Annotated in this window: 1 protein-coding gene; it reads left to right on the top strand. The window is 64.4% G+C overall.

Annotation, left to right across the window (positions count from 1 at the left end; translation table 11 throughout):
• Positions 1-1,246 (top strand): IS4 family transposase (locus tag GNZ12_RS42525; protein WP_235994088.1); only part of this gene is annotated, 1,246 nt, incomplete at its 5' end.
• Positions 1,247-1,275 lie beyond the last annotated feature (29 nt).

The raw sequence follows: 1,275 nt of genomic DNA on the forward strand, positions 1-1,275 counted from the left end.
AACTCAAATACCAGCGTCCTCGCGGCTTCTTGCTGAGTTCTCCGATTTCCTGCTCGATCCGACGCTCGCCGAGCGCGTGCGTCGCTCTCCCACCGCATTTACGCGCAATCGCACCCTGACCTTGCCGCGCATGGCCGCGCTGATGATGTCGGGCATGTGTGCGAGCGTGCAGGCCGAACTCGATGAGCTATTCGGCGCGCTGGGAGATACCCGCGGGCGCGTGCGCGCAGTCAGCGCACAGGCCTTCAGCAAGGCACGACGCGGGTTGTCAGCCGAGCTCTTCGACCTGGCCCGCGTACACCTCATGGCGCTCGCCCAGCCCCATATCGATTCGATGCAGTGGAACGGCCTGAGGCTGGTCGCTGCTGATGGTAGCCGCCTGCGTGTGGGCACCCGTCGCGGCCACGAGTTAAGCGCCGATCACTATGCGTTTGCGCTGTTCCTGCCGGGGCCCGAGCTGACCCTGCACGCTGCGCTTCATCCGGCCGATGGCGCCGAGCGGCAGATGCTGTTCGAAGCGCTGGACGTGCTGCAACCGCGCACCGATCTGCTGCTACTCGACCGCGGCTATATCGGCAACACCATGGTGGCCGCGCTGACACAGCGCGAGATTCCGTTCTGCATGCGCGTCGATGCGCGGAACTGGAAGTGCGTCACCGTCTTCGCGCGCAGCGGCGAGACCGAGCGCGTGGTGACGCTTGAGGCTCCCAGAGAGCAGGACGCCTGCGATTACGAACTGGCACGCACGGCTACCACCGTGCGCCTGATCCGCGACGTCACGCCCGGCGGGCGCGTGCGGGTGCTGATGACCTCGCTGCTTGATGCCCAGCGTTACCCCGCTGCGTCCTTCGGCGCGCTCTATCATCAGCGCTGGCGGGTCGAGGAAGCGTTCAAGCGCCTGAAGCACCGGCTGCGGCTGGAAGCCGTCACGGGTCTGGAATACCTGGCATTGCAGCAGGACTTCGGTGCCAAAATCCTCGCTGACAACCTGTGCACGCTGCTCAGTGACCTGGATTCGCCCCACAACGACGAATGTGCCAGTCGTCCCAACCGCGTGTACGCGCTCGGAGCGCTCAAGCCGATACTCGGCGCGTGCCTTCTGCGTATCCGGCAGTGTCTGGAGAATCTCACCCAGGTGCTTGCAGTGATCCGCCAGACCCGATGCCGCATCCAGCCTTCGCGCTCATACCCGAGACCGCCCAGAAAAGCGAAGCCCCACTTCCATCTCGCGTACAAACTTGCTTGATGGAATGGGGCTTAAGTTGAGAGCATTGC

It is taken from the genome of Paraburkholderia solitsugae (genome assembly GCF_013177695.1).
GTDB lineage: Bacteria > Pseudomonadota > Gammaproteobacteria > Burkholderiales > Burkholderiaceae > Paraburkholderia > Paraburkholderia solitsugae.